Genomic DNA, 24,237 nt, shown 5'->3' with positions numbered 1-24,237 from the left:
GGGAGGGAAAGGCACGCGCTTAAATCCCATTCATCTCCGTTCAGGCACGACCGAGAGAATTGCCGCAGGGCGTTTACTCGCCGCCGAGATAACGGTCGGTGCGGCCGCCAATCGAACCGCTGCGATTCGCTCCGAGTCGTCCGAATTTATCACCCGTCCGACCCCATCGTTCGGCATGCGCGCTGTCAGATTCCACGACCACGGCGGACGCGACGTGCTTCAGGTAGACGACATCGACACCCCCGACCCGGCGGCGGACGAGGTCCTCGTCGAAGTCGCGGCCGCGGGCGTCAACCCCGTCGACACGTACTTCCGCGAGGGCTCGTACCAGCCCTTCGCGATGCCGATGATTCCCGGCGTCGACGTGGCCGGAACGGTCGCGGCGGTCGGGGCCGACGTCACCGGCTTCGCCGAGGGCGACCACGTCGTCGGCACCGGCATCGGCAAGGACCACTACGGCGGCTACGCCGAGTTCGCGGCCGTCCCAACCGACCGGCTCGCGGTCCTCTCGGACGACGTGGACCTCGTCGCGGCCGGTGGCGCGGGCGTCGCCGGCGTCACGGCGTGGCGCGCCCTCGTCGACCACGGCGGGATGCAACTCGGCGACACGGTCCTGATTCACGGTGGGTCCGGCGGCGTCGGTCACGCTGCGGTCCAGCTCGCCGCCGCGTCCGGCGCTCGCGTCGTCGCCACCGCCGCGCCCGACTACCACGGCCGCGTGGCCGAACTCGGCGCGGACGTGGTTCTCGACTACGCCCGCGACGACCTCGCCGACGCCGTCGTTGACGCGGCGACGGGCGACGGCGTGGACCTGACGCTCGACCACCGGCTCGACGACTACCTCCAGTTCGACGCCGACGTGGCCGCCCACGGCGGTCGCGTCGTCGGCATCGGCGAGAACGACCCGGAAGTCGGCTTCGACCTGTCGTCGTCGGCCCGCGGCAAGGACCTCTCGCTCACGATGATGAGCATGTTCAACACGCCCGACCTGTCGGCTCCCCTGCGCGAACTCGCCGGCCAGATGGGCGCGGGCGAGTTCGAAATCGACGTAGCGCGGACCTACGACCTCGACGAGGCCGCCGAGGCCCACCGCGCCGTCATGGAAGACAGTTTCCTCGGCAAACTGGTCATCACGCCCTGAGGGCGACGCGGAGGGGTGAGGACGCGGCCGGTCGCCGGTGAGCACACAGCCGCGACCGAATTATGTCCCGTGCGCACCTATTGCACGCGCATGGACGTGACATTCGATTTCGACGGAACCGTGGCTCTCGTGACCGGCGCGAGCGGCGCGCTCGGCGGCGCAATCGCTCGCGCGTTCCACGAGGCGGGCGCGTCGGTCGCGGCCGCGGACGTGGTCGAACCCGACGACGAGGACGGCTTTTTCGAGTCCGAGGGTGTCCGATTCTACGAGGGTGATTTCACCGACGAGGACGACGTGGCGCGCGTCGTCGGCGAGGTCGCCTCCGACTTCGGCCGCCTCGACCACCTCGCCAACATCGCCGGGACGTGGCGGGGCGGGACGCCAATCGACGAGACGGAGGCGGACACGTTCGACTTCCTGTTCGACGTAAACCTCAAGACGATGTTCCTCGCGTCGAAACACGTGATTCCGCACCTCCGGGAGACCGAGGGGTCCGTCGTGAGCGTCTCGGCTCGCTCGTCGCTGGAGGGTGGCGAGGGCGACGGCGTCTACCGGGCGTCGAAGGCGGGCGTCCGTCTACTCACGGAGACCATCGCCGAGGAGAACCGCGGCGTCGTGCGCGCGAACGCAGTCATGCCGAGCGTCATCGACACGCCGATGAACCGCGAGATGATGGCCGACGCCGACTTCGAGAAGTGGGTGAAACCCGAGGAAATCGCCCGGACCGTCCTCGCGCTCTGTTCGGACGCGACCCCCGTGACGAGCGGCGCGGCCGTCCCGGTGTACGGCGAGGCCTGATTGCCCTATTTCGTGGCACCATTCGCCACGAGGAGACATAACATTCGTTGTGGTGCGCACGAATTTTTACGCGGTGCGCAAGGGATTCACGAACACGACACTCGTTAGAAAAATGAGGCTAATCGAGGTCTAAATTCGGACGAACGTGCCACATACTATAGTTGGTTGGAGAATTATGTTGATTTTCGCTCCGATATGCGACGGCATACCGCGTCATTTATCACACCCACATCGGCAACAGGGTGATAGACATGACCGAACGTGAAACGTGGGCAACCAGGGCAGGGTTCATCCTCGCGGCCGTCGGCAGCGCGGTCGGCCTCGGGAACATCTGGCAGTTCCCGTTCAAGACCGCTCAGTTCGGCGGTGCCTCCTTCCTGATCGTCTACATCATCGCGGCGCTCGGCATCGGCCTCCCGGCCATCCTCGCCGAGTTCGTCATCGGACGCAAGACCAACCTGAACACGATCAACGCCTTCGAAAAGCTCGGCTACAAGGAGTGGCGCGTCGTCGGCGCTATCGGCCTGTTCACCGGCTTCTGGATTCTGTCGTACTACAGCGTCGTCGGCGGCTGGGTCCTCCGGTACATCGGCGGCAGCCTGACCGGCGCGTACTTCGCCGCCCCGGCCGAGTACTTCGGCCAGGTGTCCGCCGGGATGGACGCGCTCGCGCTCCACGCCGTGTTCATGGCGCTCGTCGTCGGCATCGTCGCCGCCGGCATCGAAGACGGCATCGAGAAGGCGACGAAACTGATGGTTCCGAGCATCGTCGTCATCCTCGGCGTGCTCGCGGCCTTTGCCTTCACGCTCCCCGGCGCGTCCGCGGGCTACGCGTACTTCCTCTCGCCCGACTTCAACGCGCTCGCAGAGAACTTCGCCGACATCGTCCCCTTCGCGGTCGGGCAGGCGTTCTTCTCGCTGTCGCTCGGCATGGGCGCGATGATAACCTACGCCTCCTACATCGACGGCGACCAGAGCCTGTTCGGCGACGGTATCACCATCGTCTTCCTGAACAGTTTCGTCGGCATCCTCGCCGGTCTTGTCGTCCTCCCGCTCCTGTTCGCTCAGGGAATCGACCCCAACACGAGCGGCGCGGGCGCGGTGTTCATCAGCGTCGCCGGCGCGTTCGGCGACATCCCCGGCGGCCAGATAATCGGCCTCGTCTTCTTCGTGGTCGTGCTCATCGCGGCGCTCTCGTCTGCGATTAGCCTCCTCGAAGTCGTCGTCTCGTGGGCCATCGACAACTACGACGTCTCCCGTCCGCAGATGGCCGTCGGCCTCGGCGGCGCCATCTTCCTGCTCGGCGTCCCGTCGGCCATCGACACCGCGTGGCTCGGCTGGTTCGACACGCTCGCCTACAAACTGCTGCTCCCGCTTTCGGTCCTCGGCATCCTCGTCTTCGCGGCGTGGGTCTACGGCGCGCCCGCCATCGACGAGCTAATGAAGGGCAGCGGACTCGGTGACGGCGTCGGCCTGACGTGGCTCTGGCTGGTCCGCACGCTCGTTATCGTCGCCGTCGTGGCGACGCTCGCCCTCGGGCTCCAGACGCTGTTCCTCGGCGAGAGCCCGGCCATCGTTCCGCCCCTCTGAGGCGGCGACCGGTCCCGCTTTCATCGCGCCTAGGAATCGTCGGTAGCGGTGCGTTTTTCTCGACTATTCGACGGCGATTTTCACGCGTAGACTACTCAAAACCGTTAAATTTCTCCGATGACGTATCGTTGGTTCGAAAGTCCTTTTACCGGTGGACTGGCAATGGGTGTCAATGACACGAGAAACATGGGCAACACGGCTCGGGTTCATCCTCGCGGCCGTCGGCAGCGCGGTCGGCCTCGGGAACATCTGGCGATTCCCGTGGCAGACCGCCGAAAACGGCGGCAGCGCGTTCCTCGTCGTGTATCTCGGCATCGTCCTCCTCGTCGGCGTCCCCGGTCTGCTCGGCGAGTTCGTCATCGGTCGCCGGGCGAAGAAGTCGCCGGTCGGCGCGCTCCGGGACCTCTCGGGGTCGAAAACGTGGGGCGTCGTCGGTGCGTTCTCGGTCGTCACCGGCATCTCGCTGCTCTCGTTCTACAGCGTCGTCGGCGGGTGGATTATCCGGTATCTCCTCGAAAGCGGGGCCGCGGTCGTCGGCGGCAGCCCCGCGTACTTCACGAATCCGGGCCAGTACTTCGGCGGCGTCTCCGCCGGCGTCGACGCGGCGCTCTATCACCTCCTGTTTCTCGGACTGACCGCGCTCATCGTCTTCGCGGGCGTCCGCAAGGGCATCGAACTCGGCACGAAAATCATGATGCCCGCCGTGCTCGTCCTGCTCGCCGGTCTCGCCGCCTGGGCCGCGACCCAGCCTAACGCGGCCGCCGGTTACGCCTTCTTCCTCCGCTTCGACCCCTCGGTCATCACCGAGAACTTCTTCGCCATCCTCGGCCCCGCCGCCGGACAGGCGCTGTTTACGCTCTCGCTCGGCGCGGGCACGATGATAACGTACTCCTCGTATCTCGACGAGGACCGCTCGCTTCCCTTCGACGGCAGCGCCATCGCCGTCCTCAACACGAGCGTCGGCGTCATCACGGGTCTCGTCGTCTTCCCGCTCCTGTTCTCGCAGGGCGTCAACCCGACCGAGACCGGGACCGGACCGGGCGCACTGTTCGTCGGCCTCGCGGGGGCGTTCTCGCAGCTCCCCGCGGGGACGCTCATCGCCACCGCGTTCTTCGCCGTCGTGACGCTCGCGGCGCTATCGAGTTCCATCAGCATGCTCGAGATCCCCGTCGCGTTCCTCGTCGACGAGTACGGCGTCTCGCGAAGGCGCGCCGTCACCGGGATGACCGCGCTCGTCGCCGTCACCGGCACCGTCTGCGCGTTCAATCCGGGCATCTTCGGCTTCGTCGCCGGACCGCTCGTGAACGTCCTCCTGACCGCCGGCCTCGCCGCGTTCCTCCTGTTCGTCGGCTGGGTCATGGGCCGCGAGGCGCTCGAGGAGTTCTCCGCCGGCGCGGGCGAGTTCTCGAAGCCTCTCGGCACGCCGTGGCTCTTCGCCGTCGGCGTCGTCCTCCCGCTGTTCCTCGTCTTCACGCTCCTCACGCACTTCGGCGTGGACACGACCATCGGCTTCTGGCCGACCGTCGGCGTCGCCGTCGTCGCGTCCGCCGCCGCCTTCTTGGGCCTGCGACAGCCCAACTCAGTCGTCTGAGTGGGGCTCTCCCCGCCGCGTTCGGCGCGCTGACTCGACTCCGACTGCTCTGTTTGCTCCGTTTTCGACCGACCCGACCGCGGGGAGTACTTCGCGTTCGCGTCGCTAACCATGATGATTGTTCCACCTATTCTTCGACAACTGTCGAAGTAAGGGTTGCCGGATTGCGGAACTCCTTTGACCGAGGACTGCGGACCGTTGCTCCAATGAGCGAAGGTGGTCTGGCATGACGATGGAAGACCGGATCGACGAACTCCGCGAGAAGCGCGAGGAAGCCCTGAAGGGCGGCGGCGAGGACCGAATCGCCTCCCAGCACGACAAGGGCAAGATGACCGCCCGCGAGCGCATCGACTACTTCCTCGACGACGGCACCTTCCGCGAGTTCGACCAGTTCCGGACCCACCGCAACCACAAGTTCGGGATGGAGGAGACGAAACTGCCCGGCGACGGCGTCATCACCGGCTACGGCGAGGTCGACGGCCGGACCGTCTTCGTCTTCGCCCACGACTTCACCGTCTTCGGCGGCTCGCTCGGCGAGGTGTTCGCCGAGAAGGTCTGTAAGGTGATGGACAAGGCGATGGAGGTCGGCGCACCCGTCGTCGGTCTCAACGACTCCGCCGGCGCGCGGATTCAGGAGGGCGTTCAGTCGCTCGGCGGCTTCGGCGAAATCTTCCGCCGCAACACCGAGGCGTCCGGCGTTATCCCGCAGATTTCGGCCATCATGGGCCCCTGCGCGGGTGGCGCGGTGTACTCCCCCGCGCTGACGGACTTCACGTTCATGGTCCGCGACACGAGCCACATGTTCATCACCGGCCCGGACGTCATCAAGACGGTCACGGGCGAGGAGGTCACCTTCGACGAACTCGGCGGCGCGACGACGCACACCTCGACAAGCGGGGTCGCCCACTTCGCCACCGACACCGAAGAGCAGGCGCTCGACGACATCCGCCACCTGCTTTCGTACCTCCCGCAGAACAACGTCGAAGACCCCCCGCGCGTCGAGCCGTGGGACGACCCCGAACGCGTCGACGACGACCTCGCCGAGGTCGTCCCCGACCAGCCCCGCAAGCCCTACGACATCCACGACGTGCTCGACGGCGTCCTCGACGAGGGCTCGTTCTTCGGCGTCCAGGAGGACTTCGCCAAGAACATCGTCGTCGGCTTCGGCCGCCTCGACGGCCGCTCGGTCGGCATCGTCGCCAACCAGCCCCGCGTGAACGCCGGCACCCTCGACATCGAGGCCTCCGAGAAGGGCGCGCGCTTCATCCGCTTTTGCGACTCGTTCAACATTCCCATCCTCACCTTCGTGGACGTGCCCGGCTTCCTGCCCGGCACGGACCAAGAGCACAACGGCATCATCCGCCACGGCGCGAAGCTCCTGTACGCCTACTCCGAGGCGACGGTGCCGCTCATGACCGTCATCACGCGCAAGGCCTACGGCGGCGCGTACGACGTGATGGCCTCGAAGCACCTCGGCGCGGACGTGAACTACGCGTGGCCGACCGCCGAAATCGCCGTGATGGGCCCGCAGGGCGCGGTCAACATCCTCTACCGCGACGAACTCGACGCCGCGGACGACCCCGACGCCCGCCGCGACGAACTCATCGAGGAGTACCGCGAGGAGTTCGCCAACCCCTACACCGCTGCGGACCGCGGCTTCATCGACGACGTCATCGAACCCGGCGAGACCCGCGAGCGCCTCATCTCGGACCTCCGGATGCTGAACTCCAAGCGCAAGTCCCAACCCGACAAGAAACACGGCAATATCCCGCTATGAGCGGGGAGCTGCTGTCGGGGCTGTCGATTCCGGACGACGCCGACGCCGAGGAGGCCGCGGCCATCGCCGCCGCCGTCGGCGCGCACCTCCACGACCAGTCGGTCGCCGCGGCCGCCGCGGCCGCAGCGGACGGCGAGGAGACGTGGAACGAGGAGCGCTGGCGCTACGCCGGCCGCCTCGAATCGGTCACCGGCTGCGGCCGTCGCGTCCCCTCCGGCGCGCCGACCGACGCGTGGGCCGCCTCGGGCCGCGTCGACCGGTTCTGAGTCGGGGCGTCCGCAAATTCACTCCAGAACGCTTACATTTTCTCCCGACATCAGTTCGCCCGACATGGTCCAAACCGCGCTCGTCTGGCTGTTTCTCAACGCCGGCCTCGCCGGGTTCGCCGCCGTCGCGGTCGCCGCACACTACGCCGACGAGGGCGAGCTCGACTTCGTCTCCGCGGCGCTCGCCGCCGTCTTCGCCGGGACCTGCGTCGAACTCGGAATGGCGAACGGCTACATTCCCGATAGCGTCTTCCCGACTGTCGCGGTCGGGGTCTGCATCGTCGCCGCCCTGGTCTCGCTCGCGCTCGGTGTGAAACGGGACCAGACGGCGTTTCAGGCGTTTCGCGGCGACGCTCGGACTCGATCTCGGTAGCCGGCGGTCAGTAGCCGGCAGTCGATGGTCGGTAGTTCACACCGCGAGTGCCGGGTCGTCGACGACGACGCCGTCGACGCCGTACTCCCGGAGTCGTCGCGTGACCTCGCGGTCGGGGACCGTCCACGCGTTGACCTCGAAGCCTCGGTCGTGCGCCTCGTCCACCCGCGCCGACGAGAGCAGGTCGTAGTGCGGGTGGACGGCCGCGCAGTCGACGTCGGCGGCGACCGACAGCGACTCCGCCCAGTCGGCCGCGAAGAGGAAGGCGAGCGGGAGCGCGGTCGTCTCGCGCACCTCGCGGAGTGCGACCGGGTCGAACGACGAGACGAGCACTTCGTTTCCCGCGTCGCCGACGACGGCGGCGAGGTCGTCGGCGAGGCCGGCCACCTTCAGTTCGACGTTGACCGCGACGCGGTCCGGCAGGGCGTCGAACACCGCGGCGAGCGTCGGAATCGACTCGTCTGAGTCACCGATTGTGAGTTCCTGTAGGTCCGTGAGACTCGTGTCGGCGACGCGACCGGTCGCACCGGTCAGGCGGTCGAGCGTCTCGTCGTGGAAGACGACGAGTTCGCCGGAGCCGCAGCGTCGGACGTCGAGTTCGACCCAGTCGAGTCGCGCCGCGGCCGCTTCGAAGGCGGCGAGCGTGTTTTCCGGCGCGAGGGCGGGACAGCCGCGGTGACCGATGATGCGCATGTCGGTGCATCGCGGGAGGGCGGACTAAACGCTTCCTCCGGACCGGTCGAAAGCGATGGGGAGCGGTGGGGAGCAGTTTGTACGGGAATCGATTACTGGGGACCGTCGTGCGGGCGTCACGGGCCGCGCGCGGACCGGCGCAGCCGCTCCGCGCGGGCTGGAGAAGATGTGTTCGCAGAGAGAATCGACTGACTCGAACTTACGCGCCCTGGCCGCCCTTCTTGCGCGTGATATAGCCGGCGATGCGGTTGCGGACGCCCTTCGACTCGACCGTGGTCAGTTCTTCGACGCTGTCCTTGTTCGTCTCGAAGTCCGTGTTGAACGCCTGCGGGTATCGCTCCAGCAGGATGTTACCAAGCTGCTTGACGTACTTGGGCTTGATTGCCATGTCGGAAGATTCCCCGGACGAACACTAAAACGATTCGTTCCGTCTCGCGGCCGCCCGCTCGCGCCAGCCCGTCAACTCGTCGATTCGCGCGAACGCCTCGCGCTCTCTTTCCCCGCCGCATTTCTCGACCGTCTCGGCGAAGTACGCGAGCCGATCCAGCAGGGCGTCGGTGTCGAAGGCGGGCACGTCGAGGCGCGAGGCCGCCACCGTCGCGTCGATGACCGCGCCGAAGCCCCGATTGATAGTGAACGGTCGGCGCTGCTCGACCGCGGCATCGACGGGCCGGAGTTCCCATTCCTCCCATTCGGTCCCGCCGTCTTGGCCGGAATCGACCGCAGTCGCCTCGACTTCGACCCACGCGTCGGCCGAGTCGAGGAGCGGCGAGTCACGCTCGTAGATAGTCATCGCGGCCTCGACGAACGCCCGCGGGTCGGAGACGAACTGGACGACGCCGCCCCCCTGTCGGTGGAAGTTCCGACGGGTTCGAGTGTTTCCCCACGTCGTGGCGGTGGCGGGCGGCGGCGAGGGCGTGCTGGCAGGGGGGTCGCCGTCGGTCTCCGGTGCGTGGACGCCGAGCGCCGCGAAGTTCCACCGGTCGTTCGGCCCGAGCGTGGCGACGACCGTCTCGGTGACGCCGCGGAGTTCGACGGGCCAGTCGTCGCCGTCGCGGTCGCCGACGCGACGCCCCGCGTCTGTCGTCTCGTCGTCGCTCACAGCGGGACCCCCCGCTCCAGCGCGACGAACGTCGCCGCGCAGACGATGTCGGCGGTCGTGCCGGGGTTGATTCCCTCGGCGACGAACTCGTCGGCCAGTTCCTCGGCCTCGGCGAGGTCCGAGACCGCGGCCGCGCGGTCCATCACGTCGCGGGCGACGGCCTCGCCGTGGTTCGTCGCGACGAGCGTGTCTGGTTCCTCCGCGAGCAGGTCGAGAAACGCGCGAGCGACGCGGTCGGTGACGGGGCCGTCGTCCGCGAGGACGGCCTCGGCCGCGCGGAACGTGCGGGCGAAGCCGCCGGTCCACTCGCGGGCGTTGGCGTCGCGCTCGGCGCTGAGGTCCATCACGTCGTAGAGCGTGAAATCGCGGTCCCGGAGCGCGGCAGCCGCGTGGCCGCCGCGCCGAACGTCGAGGTCGGGGGCGTCCTCGGGCACGTCGCCGACGGCCACGTCGACGTGTTCGAAAGCCCGGTAGAAGTCGACCGCGTCGGCGACGGTGGTCGACTCGACCACGTCGGCCGCCCCGGCGGGCGAGAGGTCTCGGTCGTCGTCGGCCGCGGCCCGGACGAGCGGGGCGAGAAGCAGGAGACAGCCGAACTGCGTGTTCCCGCCGCCCTGTCGGCTCATGCCGGCGACCGCCTCCTCGAACGCCTCGCCGACGGGCGCGCCCGACGCGGCGAGTTCGAGGCCGGCCGCGGAGCCGACCGCGCCCGTCAGGAAGTGCTCGAAGTGCAGGTCCGAGAGGTCGCGGCGGCGGTCGACGTTCCCCGGTTTGGGCGTGCCGGCGACTTCGAGCAGGAGCGCGAGTTCGGCGTGTCGCGCGGGGCCGAACCCGCGGTCGGAGACGGGCGCGGCCATCAGGCGGACACCCCGCTCTCGTCGCCCGACTCGGCCGCGTCCTCGCGGCCACCGAACCAGTCGTCCACGGCGGTTCGGACCCGGCGGAGGACTGCCGGGTTGTCGCTCGGCCGCCCGACGCTCACCGCGTCGGCCCCGTAATCGAGGTACTCGGTCGCCGTCTCGCGGTCGCGGACGCCGTTGTTGGCGACGAGGAAGAGTTCGGGCGCGGCGGCGGCCACGTCGGCAACCGCGGCCTCGGAGTCCATCGCGTCGACGTGGAGCCAGTCGGCCCCGGCGTCGGCGAGCGCGACCGCGAGGCTCGGGAGGTCAACGCCGTCGATTTCGGCGCGGACTTTCGCGCCGACCGGCGCGCCCGACTCGGCGGCCGCGGCGACGTACGCGGCCAGTCGGTCGGTGTCGCGCAGGAGCGTCTCGCCGCAGCCGACGGCGCAGAGTTCGTCCTGTCGGCAGTGGGCGTTTATCTCCACGCCCGCACTGCGGTCGGCGCAGACGGCCGCAACCTCCCGAATCGGGGCCGACGAGGTCGCTCTGACGTTGACCGCGGCGAAGCGGTCCTCGCCGTCGAATCCGGCGAGGGAAGCGAGTTGGTCGGAGACGAAGGCGACCGGGTCGTCGGCGAGGAACTCCGAGCGCCCGCGGGCGACGAGTTCGCGAGCCGCCGCCTGCGAGGCGTCGTCGAGCGCGACGCCGCCGAGGAACGCCGCGCCGACGTGGGGTGCCGCAGCGTCCGCCCACGAGGCGTCTGACTCGCCGCTGAGGCTCGCGACGGCGACCCGCGGTTCGAACATCACGACACCTCCGCGAGCGCCTCGGCGACGGCGCGGGCGACGCGCTCGGCGTCTTCCGGGCCGTCGATTCGGGTGTCGGTTCTACCCACCGGGCGGTCGAGGTCGGTGCCGTCGTCCGCGTCGAGGACGAACGCGTCGGCGAAGGGGTAGGCCTCGGCGACGCCCGCGGTCGAGGGGTCGTAGCCGACGCCCTCCATGAGGTCGGCGGCGGGGCCGGAGAACACGGTGTCCTCGACGAACGGCGAGACGGCGACGACGGGCGTGTCGGCGAGGGCGTCCGCGAAGCCGTCGATGGCGAGCATCGGTCCGATGCTCGTGATTGGGTTCGAGGGACCGACGACGACGGGGTCCGCGAGGGCGTCGGCGACGTCGTCGGTGACGGTCGCGTCGGCAGCGCCGCGGAACTCCACGTCGCGGACGGCGGGGTCGGCCCGGCGGTGGACCCAGTACTCCTGGAAGTGCATCGTCCCCTCGTCGGTGTGAATCAGCGTCGCCACGGGGTCGTCGCTCATCGGGAGGAGCGACACGTCGAGGTCGAACGCCTCGGCGAGGGTTTCTGTGACCTCGGTCAGCGTGTCTCCTTCGTCGAGAAGCGAGGTTCGGGTGATGTGGACCGCGCGGTCGCGGTCGCCAATTTCCATGAACTCTGCGACGCCGGAGAAGCGCCGCCAGCGGGCGATGTCGCGGCCGGCGGTCTGGGCCGATTCGGGGAGATAGCGCGGGCCGGGTTCGAGGCCGGCCGCGTCGGCGAGCCGGTGGAGTTCGTCGTCGGTCGCGGTGGTGTCGCCGGCGACGCCCCACCAGCGGTCGGTGTCGAGGACGCCGCCGCCGGCGAAGAGGACGGTGTCCACGTCGGGACAGACGAGGTGACCGCCGAGTTCCACGTCGTCGCCGGTGTTGGCGACGACGGTCGTCTCGGCGGGGTCGAACACCCCGGCGGCCCCGTCGAGGAGTTTGGGGGTGCCCGTACCCCCGGCGAGGAAGGTAACCATGATGCGCCGTAGGGCGAGTGTCCGTTTGAAAGTTCCTTCACCGGAGACGCCGGCCGGTCGCCGGTGGATGTCGATAAGTCGCGCAGACCGACGAAGTCCTCCTCAGCGACTGCCGCGATAGGCCACCGACACGTCGAACTCCGACGGCATCACCTGTCCGGCGACCGCCTTCCTGACGAAGTAGCCCGAGAAGCCGGTTATCAGCGCCGCCCCGAGGCCGGACATGACGAACATCACGCGCCCGGCGGTCACGCCGGTCAGTGCGCTCATGGCAGCCCAGTAGCCCGCGAAGGCCACGAAGAGACACGCGAGGCCGAGGAGGGCGTAGCCGATGGCGCTTCCGAGGGCCGAGCGGAGGCTCATATCGGTGTCTCGTCGCCCCCGAGTGAAACGGTTTGTGGGCGGTCGAACCACCGCCATCACCGTTCGACGGGACGGACTACAGACAACACGCGTCACAGAACGGCTATCGCCGCCGCGAGACGAATACACCCCATGGAATTGTCCCCTCGAACCGCGGTTGTGGTCGCGCTCATTCTCGTCGTCGCGGTCGTCTCCGGCGGCCTGCTCGCGCTCGATTTCGAGGCGGCGAACTACGAGACGACGGCCGCCGCGACCGCCGCGTCAGGCGGGACGAACCTCGATTCGCTCCCGCCGATTACCGACGGGACCCTCGTGGTCGACGCGCCGGAGGCCGTTCGCGACGACCTGACGGCGGCACTCGTCGAGTCGTTCGCGGAGCGGGGCGTGACGCTCGAACCGACCGACATCCGCGACGAAGACGCTGAGGGTCCGGTCGTGGTCGTCGTCGTGGACGAGTGGGACTCGCGCTGGAACCCGGTCGCTCCTTCGGGGTCGGTGGCGTGGCGCGCGGCGTTCGACGCGGGCGGTCACGAGAGACACGTCGACGCGGCGCTGTCGGGCGACGCGCTCGTCTTCGAGTCGACAGACGGCCCCGACCTCGCGGGGTCGGTCGAAGCGTCGGTCGAGAGCGCCGGGACCGGGGTCGTCAGCCGACCCGCCTATCGCGCCCACCTCGTCGGCGTCGTCGCCGACGCGACCGCGGAACAGGTCGTCGGGCAGTTCCCCGAGCGGTGAGACGGGCGGCACCGGCGGTCGGACGGGCGACCACAACCTCCTCGCGACGACCCGAATGCTCGGCTATTTGACTCCTCTCGTGCAACACCCGTTATGACCGCCGTCAAGGACAGCGTCCACGACTACATCTCGCTCGACCCCGTGGCCGCCGAACTCGTCGATACGCCCGCCTTCCAGCGGCTTCGACACATCAAACAGCTCTCGACGGTCCGGCTCGTCTACCCCTCCGCGAGCCACACGCGGTTCGAACACAGCCTCGGCGTCTATCACCTCGCCTCCCGCGCCCTCTCGCATCTCGGCGTCGACGGCGACCGCGCCGCCCACGTCCGCGCCGCCGCCCTCCTCCACGACGTGGGCCACGGCCCCTACGGGCACCAGACCGAGGACCTCATCCGCCGGCGCACCGGGCGCGACCACGACGAGATTCACCACTTGCTCGACGGGACCGAGGTCGGCGAGGTCCTGACCGACCACGGCCTCGACCCCGAGCGCGTCGCCGACATGGTCGACGGCGCGGGCGGTCTCGGACAGTTGGTCTCCGGCGAGTTGGACGTGGACCGGATGGACTACCTCGTGCGCGACGCCCACCACACGGGCGTCCCCTACGGTACCATCGACCACGGCCGCCTCGTCCGCGAACTCCGGTACCGGGACGGCGAACTCGTGTTGGCCGAGGGGAACGTCCAGACCGCCGAATCCCTGCTTCTCGCCCGGGCGCTGATGAACGCGACCGTCTACCGCCACCACGTCTCCCGCATCGCGGGCGCGATGCTCGAACGCGCCTCCGAGCGCCTCGTCGACGACGGCGTGCCAATCGAGGCGTTCGTCCGGATGGCCGACCACGACCTGCTCGTCGCCCTCGGCGAGCGCGTGCCCGACCTCGGCCGCCGAATCGAGCGCCGCGACCTCTACAAGCGGGCCGTCTGGGCCCCCATCGACGCCGTGCCGACCGACGTGGTCGAACTCGACTTCGAGGCGACGCGGGCGGCCGAGCGGGACATCGCCGACGCCGCCGACGTGTCGCCCGAGTCGGTTATCGTGGACGCCCCGTCGCGGCCGCGAATCAAGGAGTCCCGGTCGCGCGTCGTCGTCAACGGCGTCGTCCGGCGGCTCGAAGACGCCTCGGAACTCGTGGGCGCGCTCCGGTCGGCCGAGCGGACGCAGTGGCGACTCGGCGTCTACGCGCCCGAGGCGGTCCGCGACGAAGTGGCCGCGGCCGCCGTGGACGTGCTCGGACTTCCGGTTCGCGTGACGACCCCGGTCTGAGGCGCGGGGAAAGCCGGAGACACACGGTCGTCCGACCCTTTTTCACCGATGGCGGCCGATTCACCCACAATGACGACCATCAAGGACAGCGTCCACGACCACATCGAGGTCGAGGGCGCGGCCGAAGCCCTCCTCGATACGCCGGAGATGCAGCGGCTCCGGCGCATCAAGCAGTTGGGAACCGTCCAACTGGTCTACCCCTCCGCGAACCACACGCGGTTCGAACACAGCCTCGGCGTCTACCACCTCGCCTCCCGCGCCCTCTCGCACCTCGGCATCGAGGGCGACGCCGCCGCCCACGTCGAGGCCGCGGCGCTCCTCCACGACGTGGGCCACGGGCCCTACAGCCACAACATCGAGGACGTGACCCACCGCCACACCGGCAAGTACCACGACGACGTGGAGGAGCTCGTCGCCCGCGGGACCGTCGGCGAGACGCTTGAGGACGAGGGACTGGACCCCGAGCGCGTCGCCGCCTTAGTCGAGGGCGACGGCGAGTTCGGCCAGTTGGTCTCCGGTGAGTTGGACGTCGACCGGATGGATTACCTCGTCCGCGACGCCCACCACACCGGCGTTCCCTACGGCACCATCGACCACGAGCGCCTGATTCGGGAACTGACGTTCGTCGACGGCGAGTTGGTCCTCGCGGAGGGGAACGTCCAGACCGCCGAGTCGCTCCTCCTCGCTCGGGCGCTCATGAACCCGACCGTCTACCAGCACCACGTCGCGCGCATCTCGAAGGCGATGCTCCGGCGCGCGTCGGAGCGACTGCTCGCCGAGCCGGACATCGACGCCGAGGAGCTTCGGCGGATGGACGACCCCGACCTGCTCGTCGCGCTCAAACTCACCGACTCGACGAGCGCCTTCGCCGAGCGACTGGCCACCCGCGACCTCTACAAGCGGGCCGTCTGGGCGGAGTTACCGAACGTCCCCGACTCGATTATCGACGCCGGGCACGACGCGCTCGCGACGTTCGAGCGGGACATCGCCGACGCCGCCGACGTGTCGCCCGAGTCGGTCATCCTCGACGTGCCCTCGCGCCCGTCGATGACCGAGTCGTCGTCGCGGGTGATGGTCAACGGCGAGATTCGGCAGTTAGAGCGCGAATCGCCGCTCGTGCAGGCGCTTCGGACCGCACAGGAACAGCAGTGGCGACTCGGCGTCTACGCCCCGCGCGAGGAGACGGAGCGCGTCGGCCGCGCTGCCGCGGACGTGCTCGGCCTCGACGTCGACGGCGCGCTCGTCGCCGAGGTCAGAAGCGGCCTCAACGCGACGCTCGACGAGTTCGAGTAGCCGCCGTCCCGAGACGGGAGGTTCAAGCACCGCCGAGACGCATTCGAGAGCGATGCAACTCGAGGGTACGATACTCCGCGGCCGCGACTTCGACCCGGTCGAGGGGCGGGTCGTCGTCGAAGACGGCACGATAACCGCAATCGAGGAGACGGCGACGGATTCGACGGACATCATCTTGCCCGCGTTCGTCAACGCCCACACCCACCTCGGCGACTCCATCGCCAAGGAGGCCGGCGAGGGACTGTCGCTCGACGACCTCGTCGCACCGCCGGACGGCCTGAAACACCGACTCCTCCGGGCCGCGAGCACCGAGGAGAAAGCCGCCGCGATGCACCGGTCGCTCCGGATGATGGAGGCCGGCGGCACCGCGGCCTGTCTGGAGTTCCGCGAGGGCGGCGTCGAGGGCGTCGACGTCATCCGGCGGGCGCTCGACGGCCGCGACATCGAGGCGGTCGTCTTCGGGCGCGAGACGGCCGACGCGATGGCAGTCGCCGACGGCTTCGGCGCGTCGGGCGCGCGGGACGGCGAGTTCGGCGCGCTCCGGAACGCGACCGCGGCCGCCGGAAAGCTGTTCGGCATCCACGCGGGCGAGCGCGACGCCCACGACATCAACGCCGCGTTGGACCTCGAACCGGACTTCCTCGTCCACATGGTCCACCCCGAGGCGCTCCACCTCGAACGCGTCGAGGACAGCGAGATTCCGGTCGTCATCTGCCCGCGGTCGAACCTCGTCACCGACGCGGGCGTCGCGCCGATTCGCGAACTGGTCGACCGCACCACCGTCGCGCTCGGCACGGACAACGTGATGCTCAACAGCCCCTCGATGTTCCGCGAGATGGAGTTCACCTCCAAGCTGGCGGACGTTTCTGCCGCCGAGGTCCTCCGCATGGCGACCGTCAACGGGGCCGACATCGCCGGGCTGAACTACGGTCTCGTCGAGGAGGGCCGCGACGCCAAGCTGCTGGTCCTCGACGGCGACACGGACAACCTCGCGGGCGTCGAGGATGTGGTCCGCGCCGTCGTCCGCCGCGCCGGGCAGGCGGACGTGAAAGACGTGTACCTCTGAGTTCGGGCGACGCCCCCGCCTTCGGCTTCCGACCGAAGCGGCCCAGAACTCCCGTGGAGCCGACCTATTCTCGCAGTACTCCTCCCGTAGCAAAGGGTTATTACCGACCCCGAGAAAATGTTATCAAGTGTCATGGTGTTGTACGACCGAATCATCGTTCCCATCGACGGCTCCGCCGGCTCCGAGCGCGTCGCGGTCCACGCGGCGGCGTTAGCGGCCGTCCACGATGCGGAACTCCACGGGGTGTACGTGGTGAACGCCGGGAGCTTCGCGGGGCTCCCGATGGAATCGTCGTGGGAGGGGCTCGACGACATGCTGCGCGCCGACGCCGAGTCGGCGCTCGACCAGGTCGAGCGCGCGGCCGAGTCGCAGGGCGTCCCCGTCGAGACGCACGTCCTCGAAGGGACGCCGAGCCGGGAAATCGTCGAGTTCGCCGAGCGCGGCGGGTGCGACCTCATCGTGATGGGGACCCACGGGCGCGGCGGTATCGACCGCCTCCTCCTCGGGTCGGTCGCGGAAAAGGTCGTCCGGGCGTCGAAAGTCCCCGTCCTGACCGTCCGCATCGAAGGCGGTGGCGACGACGCGGACGAGTTCGCCGTCGAGGTACCGGACGACGCCGCGCCCGAGTCGCCCGCCGAGGCGGACGCGGTCGCCGACTCGACGGCGACGGCGGACGGCGGAGAATAGCGGGCTAGTGAACTAGCCGACCGGCGGTGCGCGGGTTCGGTCGCGGTTTCAGCGCCCGCCGTCGGCCGGGCGCAGGTGTTCGCAGTCACCGGCGTGGACTCGTTTTTCGCCCTCGTCGGTTCGAACGACGAGCGTGCCGGGGTGTTCGATATCGACCGCCTCCCCCTTGATGACGCCGTTCGCGGTGTGGACGCGGACCCGCCTGCCGAGCGTGTCCGCCCGCTCGCGCCACGCCGGCAGGACGGCGTCGAGGTCGCCGCGTAGTTCGTCGAATCGTTCGAGCACCCGCTGGACGAACACGCGGCGCTCGACGGGGCCGGCCTCGGCGGCGACGCTCGTCGCGCCTTCGGGGAGGTCCGCGGGGTCGAGGTTGACGTTGATTCCGGGGCCGATGACGAGCCACGAGACGCGGTCGGCCTCGCCTTCCATCTCGGTGAGGATGCCGCAGAGCTTTCGGTAGCCGCGGTCGGCGGGCGTGTCGGAGTCCTTCGAACCACCACTCGCTTCGCTCGCGGAAACGCCACCGACGTGACTCGGTGAGCTACCGCTCACTTCGTTCGCGGAAACACCGTCTGCATTCGCAGACGAACTGCCACTCGCTTCGCTCGTGGCAACTACATCTGACTCGTCAGAGTCAGATGAGTTACCGTTCGCTTCGCTCACGATAACGTCGTTCGGCCACTTGATGCTCGCGCCCACCCCGGCCTCGCGCGCCGCGTCGCAGACGGCGACGGCCATCGCCAGCGTGTACAGCGGGGCGTATGCCGGCGGTTCGTCGGGACGCACGAGCAGGCTCATCCAGACGCCGCCGTCGGGCGCGGACCACTCGCGGTTCTTTCTTCCCCGGCTGGCGGTCTGCTTGCGGGCGACGACGACCACGTCGCTCGCGCCCTCGGCGGCGAGCTCGCGGGCACGGACGTTCGAGGAGTCGAGCGTCTCGTGGAACTCAACGTCGTAGTCGACGCCGAGGCCGTACTCGATTGCCGGGCCGCCGTACTCCGGCACGTCGGTGACGACGTAGCCGTCGCCGGCGCTCTCGACGCCGAACCCCTCGTCGCGGAGTGACTCGACGTGCTTCCAGACGGCGGCGCGGGAGACGCCCAGTCGGTCGGCGAGGTCGGGCCCGGAGACGGGACCCTCGGCGAGTGCGTCGAGGAGGGCGCGTCGCGTGTCGCTCATGCGGGTGGATACCGGCGCACGGGAAAAGAGGTTCGCGGTTCGGACGTCGGTCCCGAGGTCTCGGGACTATTCGAGGACGAGCAGCACGTCGCCCATGTCGACGCTGTCGCCCTCGGAGACGAGGACCTGCGAGACGGTGCCGCCGCGCTCGGCGACCACGTCGTTTTCCATCTTCATGGCTTCGAGGATGCAGACGGTGTCGCCGGGTTCGACCTCGTCGCCCTCCTCGACTTCGACAGAGAGGATGGTCCCCTGCATCTCGGCGGTGACGGACTCGCCGTCGCCCTCGATAATCTGCTGGGAGTCGTCGCTTCCGCCGTCGTCGCGGCGCTTGCGCGGGCCGGAGGAGTTGGATTTGCCCGCGGACGCGTTACCGACCGGGATGGCGGGCGCGCCGCGCTCTTCGAGGCTGACCTCGAAGCGCTTGCCGTTTACCTCGACGGTGAAGGTGCGTTCCGTGACCTCGTCGTCGTCGTCATCGTCGGCGACGGCCTCGGGCGACCAGCGCTCGACGGCGGCCTGGATGCGGTCGGGGTCGAGCACCTCGTCGAGGTACTTCGTCGTGTGGCTCCCCTCGCGGAACGCCTCGTCGGTGAGCATGAGGCGGTGGAACGGGATGACCGTGCGGAGTCCCTCGATGTCGAACTCGGCGAGCGCGCGCTCGGCGCGGGCGAGGACCTCCTCGCGGTCCGAGGCGGTGACGATGAGCTTGGCGATCATCGAGTCGTAGTCGCCGCCGATTTCGTCGCCCTGACGGACGGCGTCGTCCATGCGGACGCCGATACCGCCCGGCGGGTCGTAGGTCGCGAGCGTGCCCGTCGCGGGCGCGAACTCCTTTTCGGGGGCCTCCGCGTTGATGCGGAACTCCATCGAGTGACCCTCGATTTCCACGTCGTCCTGCGAGAAGTCGAGTTCCTCGCCGGCGGCGACGCGCAGTTGCCACTTCACCACGTCGAGGCCAGTCACTTCCTCGGTGACGGTGTGTTCGACCTGGATGCGCGTGTTGACCTCCATGAAGTAGAACTCGCTATCCTCGACGAGGAACTCCACGGTGCCGGCGTTGGTGTAGTCGGCGGCGCGAACGCCGCGGCGGGCGGCCTCGCCGATGCGCTCGCGCAGGTCGTCGGAGAGCGCGGGCGACGGGGCCTCCTCGATGACCTTCTGGTGGCGGCGCTGGAGCGAGCAGTCGCGCTCGCCGAGGTGGCGGACGTTGCCGTGCTCGTCGGCGAGAATTTGCACCTCGATGTGGCGCGGCGCTTCGAGGTACTTCTCGACGTAGACGGAGGCGTTGTCGAAGTACGCCTCGCCCTCGCGCTTTGCCGTCTCGAACTGCTCGTCGACCTCGTCCGCGGAGTGGACGACCTTCAGGCCGCGGCCGCCGCCGCCGCCTTCGGCCTTGATGGCGACCGGGTAGCCGAACTCGTCGGCGACGGCCTTGACGTCGTCGGCGGAGTCGGCGGGCTCGGTCGTGCCGGGGACGACCGGCACGTCGGCGTCCTGCATGAGCGCGCGGGCCTTCGTCTTCTCGCCGAGGCGCTCCATCGCGTCGGCCGACGGGCCGACCCACTTGAACTCGGACTCCTCGACCTTCCGGGCGAACGCGGCGTTCTCCGCGAGGAAGCCGTAGCCGGGGTGGATGGCGTCGGCGTCGGCCTTCCGTGCGGCCTCGATGACCGACTCGTGGTCGAGGTAGGAATCGGCCGCGCGGGCGGGACCGATGTTGTACGCCTCGTCGGCGTACCGCACGTGCCCGCCGTGTTTGTCCGCCTCGCTGTAGACGGCGACGGTCCGGACTCCTAACTCCTCGCAGGCGCGCATGACGCGCACCGCGATCTCGCCTCGGTTGGCGACGAGAACCTTGCTGAACATTTGCGGTAGTCTTTCAGGGAACCGCACGTTATTCTATCGGTTTTACCAACGCACGTCGGTGCCCGCTTCGACAGACGACGATTTACGTGTTCGACCATGAAGGAACGGCCGAGATTACACTTCTCTGGCACTATACGCCGCGAATACTGGTTCAAATCCAAACGGCCTTATGCGTGTGCCACACTACGACACGGGTAATGGCAGTACGAGTCGGCATCCTCGGTGCAACCGGCGCAGTCGGACAGCGATTCATCCAACTCCTCGAAGACCACCCGACGTTCGAACTCGCGGCGCTGACCGCGAGCGAGTCGAGCGCGGGCAAGCGATACGACGAGGCCGCGAAGTGGCGCGTCAACACTCCCATCCCGGACGACGTGGCCGCGATGGAAGTCGGCAGCACCGACCCCGCGGACGTGCCCGACGACATCGACCTCCTGTTTTCGTCGCTCCCGTCGTCGGTCGCCGCCGAGGTCGAACCCGAGTTCCTCGAGGCGGGCTACGTCGTCTCTTCGAACTCCTCGAACGACCGCATGGCACCCGACGTGCCGCTCACGATTCCGGAGATCAATCCGGAGCACCTCGACCTCATCGAGGTCCAGCGCGACGAGCGCGGCTGGGACGGCGCGCTCGTGAAGAACCCGAACTGCTCGACCATCACGATGGTCCCGACGCTCGCCGCGCTCGACCAGTTCGGCCTCGAACGCGTCGACGTCACGACCCTGCAGGCGGTCTCCGGCGCGGGCTACGACGGCGTCACCTCGATGGAGATAATCGACAACGCCATCCCGCACATCGGCGGCGAAGAAGAGAAGATGGAGACGGAGTCCCGCAAGCTTCTGGGCTCGTTCGACGGCGCGGAAGTCGCGCTCCACGGCGCGGAGGTCAACGCCTCGTGTAACCGCATCCCGACGCTCGACGGCCACCTCGAGAGCGTCTTCGCCGACCTCGCCGACGACGCCTCCCCCGAGGACGTCGCGGCCGCGATGCGCGAGTACCCCGGCGTCGACCTCCCGAGCGCGCCCGAACAGCTCATCCACGTCTTCGAGGACAACTTCCGCCCGCAGCCCCGCCTCGACCGCGAGCGCGGCGACGGCATGCAGATTTCCGCGGGCGGCATCCAGGCCACCGAGCGCGGCGTGAAGTACAACTGCCTCGCGCACAACACGATTCGCGGCGCGGCCGGTGCGTCCGTCCTCAACGGCGAACTCCTCGCCCAAGAGGGCTGGATTTAGGCTATATCCACCCGTCGGCGTCGCTCCCGGACTCGCGTTCGGCGTCGCCGACGTTCTCTTCGTCTCGCCACTCGTCGGCGAGCCGACCGTATCGAAGCACGTCGACGTGGTCGCCGTCGACGAATCCCTGTTCCCGGTGGACGCCCTCGCGTTCGAAGCCGGCTTTCTCCAGCACGCGGGTCGACGCCGGGTTCGTCTCGTAGGCGTTCGCGTACAGTTTGTTGAGTCGGCGCTCGCCGAAGGCGTAGCCGCAGAGCGTCCGCAGCGCGTCTGTCGCGTAGCCGTTGCCCCAGTGGTCGGGCGCGACGAGATAGCCGACCTCGGCCGCGCCGGTGACGACGTTCGGCGGCTTGAGTCCGATAGTCCCGACTGGGTCGCCGTCGACCGCGACGACGAAGTTGATGTCGTCGCCGTCGCCGCGCGACTCGACCCACTCGCGCTCTGTCGCCCGCGTCACCGGGTCGGTGGCGGCGATTCCCCGCCGAACCCGCGGGTCGTTGACCGTCTCGTGGAGGAACTCGACGTGCTCCGACTCGACGGTTCTGAGTTCGACGCGGTCGCCTTCGAGAAACGCGGCTCCGCACATATCTCGTCCGTCGTCGCGGCCGCACTTCAACGTGGGCGTGCGGAGCACGCGGTATCTGTCGGCGAGTCTCACGGTACCGGTTCGATTCGTCCAGAGTTAGACACCGTTTTCACGCCGCGTCGACAGAGCGTGTCACATGTCTCGACGCGGTCTCGAAACGGGACTCTCCGCCGGCCTGCTCGTCGCCGCACTCGGCGGCATCGCGTGGGCGACCGGCGAGCCGTTCGTCTTTCCGAGCCTCGGCCCCACGGCGTTCGTCCTCGCCTTCCGCCGTCGCGGCGGGCGCTCCCGCTCGTCTCGCATCGTCGGCGGCCACGCCGTCGGTGCCGTCGTCGGCTTCGCGGCCTACGCGCTCATCGCCCCCGGCGTGACGCTCGACCCGTCGCTCTCGGCCGCGTCGACGGACACGCTGCGCCTCGTCACGAGCGGGGCGGTCTCGGTCGCCGCGACGGGCTGGGGGATGGTCGAACTCGACGCGGTCCACCCGCCGGCCTGCGCGACGACGCTCATCGTCTCGCTCGGCCTGCTCTCGACGCCGCAGTCGGTCGCGACTATCGTCGCGAGCGTGGTCGTTCTCGTGGGGGCCCACCGGGCGACGGACGCGCTGCTCGCTGAGATGTACGGGGACAGTCCAACCGACGCGGGAACGCGGAGTTGAGGTCTTGTCCGGACCTCGGAAGCCGCTCAGACGGTCGATTCTCGGTACCGCCGGCTCGAATCGATAGCCGAGAGAATAGATGGATAGAGGGCGAATGATTCCGCTCGTCGCCCTGATGTGCCTCTGACAGCAGCAAACGAAATTCGTCACCATCCAACTTATGATTTCTGTGAAACACGTTCACACCGGCCGCGCTAGGGTCGCTCGCGTGCAACCGTGGCATATCCGGCATCGGTGAGCCTCCGCCCCGACTGACATTCCGCGACAAGAGACACCTACGACGACAAGTATATGTTCCATGGTCTCAATTGTCACGCTGTATCGCTATGAAGCCGTGCCACAGCTGTCAGGCGGTTATCGACGAGTACATCCTGGACAAAAAGCTCGAAGTGCTGCGCGACCTCACGGTTGACGACTTCAACCTCTGTGCTGACTGCACGACAGTCGTCGCCGATGCGTGCGTGGAATGCGGCGGTGGCGTCTATGTCCCGCGGGGCGAAACGACGGTCCCCGACTACTGTCCGGCGTGCCGCGCGGACCTCATCCGGCGCACGGGGAGCGACCCCGGCTGGACCTGCGATGCCGTCTCGACCTGAGTAGCGGTTCCCGGCCGTTTTTTGGTGGTTGTTGCAGGGGGTGACGAACAGTCACACCATATCAAGCTCGGAGTCACCACGAGATTTTTGTCCGCCGCCGGGAGAAATGTTGTATGGCTGAAAAGAGTGTGGTCGAGTTCGTCGGGTCTCAGACAGGCGGAACGATGGGGCTGTTGGCGTTCTTCGTCGGGTCGGTGCTGGCGTTTCTGGCGTTTTCGTATCTGTTCTACGGGGAGTGAGTTCCTCGTGGACTGCTGGTAGAACAAGCCAACTATAACAACGCCCCCGCTCGGTCGGATCCAGTGCCGCGATTTTAGCTGAAAGAGAGGGCGCTAAGCCCCCTTCCTCAAGGAGCGACCGAAGGGAGCGAGTAGGGAGGGGATACAGCGCCCGCACGCCTTACAGACACNCTTCCGTTTGTTCCCCACCACGGAGCAACGCGAAGCGATGGACTGGCAACGAAACACCGTGCGACAACTGTACAACCACGCTCTCAACGAGTTTGACCAGATACCCGAAGACGCGGGCACGCTCCGCCAGCGCGTCTGGATGGTCCGAGACACGCTCCCGGCGCTCAAAGGCTGGTGGACCGCCCTCAAACTGGTCTACTCGACCGTTCTCCAGAAAGCTGTCGAGCGTATCCGAGACAACATCCAGAACCTCGGGAAGCTCAAAGCGAAAGGATACGACGTGGGGTCGTTGAACTGGAAGAAACCGCGTGAGTACCGGAGTTTCAC

Annotated in this window: 26 protein-coding genes and 1 pseudogene (1 of these 27 only partly in view); 17 read left to right on the top strand and 10 right to left on the bottom strand. The window is 68.4% G+C overall.

Features of this window, described 5'->3' with window-relative positions; all coding sequences use genetic code 11:
- Positions 1-175 precede the first annotated feature (175 nt).
- From C457_RS13630 to C457_RS13600, 7 genes are all read left to right on the top strand, one after another.
- A complete protein-coding gene (locus C457_RS13630; RefSeq protein WP_008095473.1) occupies positions 176-1,141 on the top strand; it encodes an NADPH:quinone reductase in 966 nt (321 codons plus the stop codon).
- Positions 1,142-1,231: 90 nt separating this feature from the next.
- On the top strand, positions 1,232-1,939 hold the full coding sequence (locus C457_RS13625) for an SDR family oxidoreductase (protein WP_008095472.1): 708 nt from the start codon (positions 1,232-1,234) through the stop codon (positions 1,937-1,939).
- A gap of 251 nt (positions 1,940-2,190) precedes the next feature.
- Complete coding sequence (locus C457_RS13620; RefSeq protein ID WP_008095471.1) at positions 2,191-3,528, top strand: sodium-dependent transporter; 1,338 nt, start codon at positions 2,191-2,193, stop codon at positions 3,526-3,528.
- Positions 3,529-3,700: 172 nt separating this feature from the next.
- Positions 3,701-5,119, top strand: a complete 1,419-nt coding sequence (locus tag C457_RS13615; RefSeq protein ID WP_008095469.1) for a sodium-dependent transporter — start codon at positions 3,701-3,703, stop codon at positions 5,117-5,119.
- Positions 5,120-5,351: 232 nt separating this feature from the next.
- Positions 5,352-6,896 (top strand): acyl-CoA carboxylase subunit beta, encoded by a 1,545-nt coding sequence (locus tag C457_RS13610; protein ID WP_004975110.1) that lies wholly within the window; start codon positions 5,352-5,354, stop codon positions 6,894-6,896.
- Entirely contained in the window at positions 6,893-7,162 is a 270-nt protein-coding gene (locus tag C457_RS13605) for a hypothetical protein (RefSeq protein ID WP_008095466.1), read from the top strand. The genes C457_RS13610 and C457_RS13605 overlap by 4 nt, the downstream gene beginning before the upstream one ends.
- A gap of 64 nt (positions 7,163-7,226) precedes the next feature.
- Entirely contained in the window at positions 7,227-7,535 is a 309-nt protein-coding gene (locus C457_RS13600; protein ID WP_008095464.1) for a hypothetical protein, read from the top strand.
- Positions 7,536-7,571: 36 nt separating this feature from the next.
- Here C457_RS13600 and C457_RS13595 read toward each other — a convergent pair whose 3' ends face one another.
- The 7 genes from C457_RS13595 to C457_RS13565 all read right to left on the bottom strand — a co-directional run bounded on the left by C457_RS13595 (position 7,572) and on the right by C457_RS13565 (position 12,333).
- Positions 7,572-8,228, bottom strand: a complete 657-nt coding sequence (locus C457_RS13595; protein WP_008095462.1) for a glycerophosphodiester phosphodiesterase — start codon at positions 8,226-8,228, stop codon at positions 7,572-7,574.
- A gap of 199 nt (positions 8,229-8,427) precedes the next feature.
- Positions 8,428-8,616: a 30S ribosomal protein S17e gene (locus C457_RS13590; RefSeq protein WP_004042417.1), complete on the bottom strand. Its 189-nt coding sequence runs from the start codon at positions 8,614-8,616 to the stop codon at positions 8,428-8,430.
- Positions 8,617-8,640: 24 nt separating this feature from the next.
- The gene (locus C457_RS13585) at positions 8,641-9,330 is read right to left on the bottom strand and encodes a DUF447 domain-containing protein (RefSeq protein WP_008095457.1); all 690 of its coding nucleotides are present in this window, start codon (positions 9,328-9,330) and stop codon (positions 8,641-8,643) included.
- Positions 9,327-10,187, bottom strand: coding sequence for a triphosphoribosyl-dephospho-CoA synthase (locus C457_RS13580; protein ID WP_008095455.1), 861 nt, complete (start codon positions 10,185-10,187; stop codon positions 9,327-9,329). Before C457_RS13580 ends, C457_RS13585 begins: the two co-directional genes overlap by 4 nt.
- On the bottom strand, positions 10,187-10,978 hold the full coding sequence (locus C457_RS13575) for a tRNA-dihydrouridine synthase (protein ID WP_008095453.1): 792 nt from the start codon (positions 10,976-10,978) through the stop codon (positions 10,187-10,189). Before C457_RS13575 ends, C457_RS13580 begins: the two co-directional genes overlap by 1 nt.
- Positions 10,978-11,970 (bottom strand): 2-phospho-L-lactate transferase, encoded by a 993-nt coding sequence (cofD, locus tag C457_RS13570; RefSeq protein ID WP_008095451.1) that lies wholly within the window; start codon positions 11,968-11,970, stop codon positions 10,978-10,980. Before cofD ends, C457_RS13575 begins: the two co-directional genes overlap by 1 nt.
- 102 nt (positions 11,971-12,072) lie before the next feature.
- Positions 12,073-12,333 carry a hypothetical protein gene (locus tag C457_RS13565; protein ID WP_008095449.1) on the bottom strand — a complete coding sequence of 87 codons (261 nt, stop codon included), beginning with the start codon at positions 12,331-12,333 and terminating at the stop codon, positions 12,073-12,075.
- Between the two features lie 132 nt (positions 12,334-12,465).
- Between C457_RS13565 and C457_RS13560 the strand changes: the two genes are divergently transcribed.
- The 5 genes from C457_RS13560 (at position 12,466) to C457_RS13540 (ending at position 17,380) form a co-directional block, all read left to right on the top strand.
- Positions 12,466-13,068: a hypothetical protein gene (locus C457_RS13560; RefSeq protein ID WP_049913589.1), complete on the top strand. Its 603-nt coding sequence runs from the start codon at positions 12,466-12,468 to the stop codon at positions 13,066-13,068.
- 93 nt (positions 13,069-13,161) lie between these two features.
- A complete protein-coding gene (locus C457_RS13555) occupies positions 13,162-14,334 on the top strand; it encodes an HD domain-containing protein (protein ID WP_008095445.1) in 1,173 nt (390 codons plus the stop codon).
- A 69-nt stretch (positions 14,335-14,403) separates the two neighbouring features.
- Positions 14,404-15,627, top strand: a complete 1,224-nt coding sequence (locus C457_RS13550; protein ID WP_008095444.1) for an HD domain-containing protein — start codon at positions 14,404-14,406, stop codon at positions 15,625-15,627.
- A 52-nt stretch (positions 15,628-15,679) separates the two neighbouring features.
- Positions 15,680-16,693, top strand: coding sequence for an amidohydrolase family protein (locus C457_RS13545; RefSeq protein WP_008095443.1), 1,014 nt, complete (start codon positions 15,680-15,682; stop codon positions 16,691-16,693).
- A 132-nt stretch (positions 16,694-16,825) separates the two neighbouring features.
- Complete coding sequence (locus C457_RS13540; RefSeq protein ID WP_008095442.1) at positions 16,826-17,380, top strand: universal stress protein; 555 nt, start codon at positions 16,826-16,828, stop codon at positions 17,378-17,380.
- A 48-nt stretch (positions 17,381-17,428) separates the two neighbouring features.
- On the opposite strand, the gene C457_RS13535 is transcribed toward C457_RS13540, so the two are convergent.
- Positions 17,429-18,559 carry a bifunctional biotin--[acetyl-CoA-carboxylase] synthetase/biotin operon repressor gene (locus tag C457_RS13535; protein WP_008095441.1) on the bottom strand — a complete coding sequence of 377 codons (1,131 nt, stop codon included), beginning with the start codon at positions 18,557-18,559 and terminating at the stop codon, positions 17,429-17,431.
- A 66-nt stretch (positions 18,560-18,625) separates the two neighbouring features.
- Complete coding sequence (gene pccA / locus C457_RS13530) at positions 18,626-20,428, bottom strand: propionyl-CoA carboxylase biotin carboxylase/biotin-carboxyl carrier subunit (protein WP_008095440.1); 1,803 nt, start codon at positions 20,426-20,428, stop codon at positions 18,626-18,628.
- A 197-nt stretch (positions 20,429-20,625) separates the two neighbouring features.
- Between pccA and asd the strand changes: the two genes are divergently transcribed.
- Positions 20,626-21,660: an aspartate-semialdehyde dehydrogenase gene (asd, locus tag C457_RS13525; protein ID WP_008095439.1), complete on the top strand. Its 1,035-nt coding sequence runs from the start codon at positions 20,626-20,628 to the stop codon at positions 21,658-21,660.
- 1 nt (position 21,661) lies between these two features.
- Here asd and C457_RS13520 read toward each other — a convergent pair whose 3' ends face one another.
- Entirely contained in the window at positions 21,662-22,246 is a 585-nt protein-coding gene (locus C457_RS13520) for a GNAT family N-acetyltransferase (RefSeq protein WP_049913608.1), read from the bottom strand.
- 136 nt (positions 22,247-22,382) lie between these two features.
- On the opposite strand from C457_RS13520, the gene C457_RS13515 reads away from it, so the two are divergent.
- From C457_RS13515 to C457_RS19745, 4 genes and pseudogenes are all read left to right on the top strand, one after another.
- Positions 22,383-22,904, top strand: a complete 522-nt coding sequence (locus C457_RS13515; RefSeq protein WP_008095434.1) for an HPP family protein — start codon at positions 22,383-22,385, stop codon at positions 22,902-22,904.
- A 326-nt stretch (positions 22,905-23,230) separates the two neighbouring features.
- A complete protein-coding gene (locus C457_RS13510) occupies positions 23,231-23,500 on the top strand; it encodes a DUF7571 family protein (RefSeq protein WP_004042445.1) in 270 nt (89 codons plus the stop codon).
- Between the two features lie 113 nt (positions 23,501-23,613).
- Entirely contained in the window at positions 23,614-23,739 is a 126-nt protein-coding gene (locus C457_RS21060; RefSeq protein ID WP_275039362.1) for a hypothetical protein, read from the top strand.
- Positions 23,740-23,947: 208 nt separating this feature from the next.
- Positions 23,948-24,237: pseudogene (locus C457_RS19745) on the top strand (RNA-guided endonuclease InsQ/TnpB family protein) (it continues 974 nt past the right edge of the window).

Source organism: Haloferax prahovense DSM 18310, assembly GCF_000336815.1.
GTDB classification, from domain to species: Archaea; Halobacteriota; Halobacteria; order Halobacteriales; family Haloferacaceae; genus Haloferax; species Haloferax prahovense.
The sequence above is the reverse complement of the archived record's forward strand: the minus strand, read 5'-3'. Positions and strand labels throughout refer to the sequence as shown.

Bases quoted from the DNA above. Each gene is read 5' to 3' on its own strand.
- C457_RS13630 (WP_008095473.1), top strand. From the start codon at position 176: ATGCGCGCTGTCAGATTCCACGACCACGGCGGACGCGACGTGCTTCAG.
- C457_RS13625 (WP_008095472.1), top strand. From the start codon at position 1,232: ATGGACGTGACATTCGATTTCGACGGAACCGTGGCTCTCGTGACCGGC.
- C457_RS13620 (WP_008095471.1), top strand. From the start codon at position 2,191: ATGACCGAACGTGAAACGTGGGCAACCAGGGCAGGGTTCATCCTCGCG.
- C457_RS13615 (WP_008095469.1), top strand. From the start codon at position 3,701: ATGACACGAGAAACATGGGCAACACGGCTCGGGTTCATCCTCGCGGCC.
- C457_RS13610 (WP_004975110.1), top strand. From the start codon at position 5,352: ATGGAAGACCGGATCGACGAACTCCGCGAGAAGCGCGAGGAAGCCCTG.
- C457_RS13605 (WP_008095466.1), top strand. From the start codon at position 6,893: ATGAGCGGGGAGCTGCTGTCGGGGCTGTCGATTCCGGACGACGCCGAC.
- C457_RS13600 (WP_008095464.1), top strand. From the start codon at position 7,227: ATGGTCCAAACCGCGCTCGTCTGGCTGTTTCTCAACGCCGGCCTCGCC.
- C457_RS13595 (WP_008095462.1), bottom strand. From the start codon at position 8,228: ATGCGCATCATCGGTCACCGCGGCTGTCCCGCCCTCGCGCCGGAAAAC.
- C457_RS13590 (WP_004042417.1), bottom strand. From the start codon at position 8,616: ATGGCAATCAAGCCCAAGTACGTCAAGCAGCTTGGTAACATCCTGCTG.
- C457_RS13580 (WP_008095455.1), bottom strand. From the start codon at position 10,187: ATGGCCGCGCCCGTCTCCGACCGCGGGTTCGGCCCCGCGCGACACGCC.
- C457_RS13575 (WP_008095453.1), bottom strand. From the start codon at position 10,978: ATGTTCGAACCGCGGGTCGCCGTCGCGAGCCTCAGCGGCGAGTCAGAC.
- cofD (WP_008095451.1), bottom strand. From the start codon at position 11,970: ATGGTTACCTTCCTCGCCGGGGGTACGGGCACCCCCAAACTCCTCGAC.
- C457_RS13565 (WP_008095449.1), bottom strand. From the start codon at position 12,333: ATGAGCCTCCGCTCGGCCCTCGGAAGCGCCATCGGCTACGCCCTCCTC.
- C457_RS13560 (WP_049913589.1), top strand. From the start codon at position 12,466: ATGGAATTGTCCCCTCGAACCGCGGTTGTGGTCGCGCTCATTCTCGTC.
- C457_RS13555 (WP_008095445.1), top strand. From the start codon at position 13,162: ATGACCGCCGTCAAGGACAGCGTCCACGACTACATCTCGCTCGACCCC.
- C457_RS13550 (WP_008095444.1), top strand. From the start codon at position 14,404: ATGACGACCATCAAGGACAGCGTCCACGACCACATCGAGGTCGAGGGC.
- C457_RS13545 (WP_008095443.1), top strand. From the start codon at position 15,680: ATGCAACTCGAGGGTACGATACTCCGCGGCCGCGACTTCGACCCGGTC.
- C457_RS13540 (WP_008095442.1), top strand. From the start codon at position 16,826: ATGGTGTTGTACGACCGAATCATCGTTCCCATCGACGGCTCCGCCGGC.
- C457_RS13535 (WP_008095441.1), bottom strand. From the start codon at position 18,559: ATGAGCGACACGCGACGCGCCCTCCTCGACGCACTCGCCGAGGGTCCC.
- pccA (WP_008095440.1), bottom strand. From the start codon at position 20,428: ATGTTCAGCAAGGTTCTCGTCGCCAACCGAGGCGAGATCGCGGTGCGC.
- asd (WP_008095439.1), top strand. From the start codon at position 20,626: ATGGCAGTACGAGTCGGCATCCTCGGTGCAACCGGCGCAGTCGGACAG.
- C457_RS13520 (WP_049913608.1), bottom strand. From the start codon at position 22,246: ATGTGCGGAGCCGCGTTTCTCGAAGGCGACCGCGTCGAACTCAGAACC.
- C457_RS13515 (WP_008095434.1), top strand. From the start codon at position 22,383: ATGTCTCGACGCGGTCTCGAAACGGGACTCTCCGCCGGCCTGCTCGTC.
- C457_RS13510 (WP_004042445.1), top strand. From the start codon at position 23,231: ATGAAGCCGTGCCACAGCTGTCAGGCGGTTATCGACGAGTACATCCTG.
- C457_RS21060 (WP_275039362.1), top strand. From the start codon at position 23,614: ATGGCTGAAAAGAGTGTGGTCGAGTTCGTCGGGTCTCAGACAGGCGGA.